1 protein-coding gene is annotated in these 487 nt (G+C 39.4%); it reads right to left on the bottom strand.

Annotated elements, in window-relative coordinates; all coding sequences use genetic code 11:
- The coding region (locus tag CA598_RS31760; protein ID WP_143812508.1) for an IS110 family transposase at positions 1 to 487 on the bottom strand (487 nt) is incomplete at both ends.

Here is a 487-nt window from a genome sequence, read left to right as displayed (position 1 = left end):
GGATTTTGTTTTGCCGCGTTTAATAGACGCGTAACTCGCACACAGATCCAATTCTCTGACCGCCCTCGTCTTGAGGAAAGTAGTTCTGTGAATTTGGACTTTAGCATTTCTTCGTCCGATTGCAATACCAAATTTGAAGTTGGAAACTCATTTAAAAATCGAAGTGAAATGTTAGAATAGATGTCCCCGAAAACACCTTTGTACGTAGGGGAAACTTGATCAAGAACAGTTTGAAATTGCAGTTTAGTCTGTACACACATCTTTGTAAGAGACTCATATTGTCTCGTTAGATAACGCAGATTAAGCAGTTGAACACCTCTTTTTTTAAAGGGCTCAAATTCTTCTTTGTAGTACAACTCTCCCAACAGATAGGCATCAGCAGCATCTGTCTTCACCTTTCGAAGGTTGGACTTTCTAAGCCGATTTGAGATGAGCGGATTAATGACAATATACAAATAATGATGCTGCTCTAAGAACTGAACAACGG

It is taken from the genome of Paenibacillus sp. VTT E-133291, from assembly GCF_002264395.1.
In the GTDB taxonomy this organism is placed as follows: domain Bacteria; phylum Bacillota; class Bacilli; order Paenibacillales; family Paenibacillaceae; genus Paenibacillus_AQ; species Paenibacillus_AQ nitricinens.
This window is presented reverse-complemented; position numbering and strand designations above follow the sequence as displayed.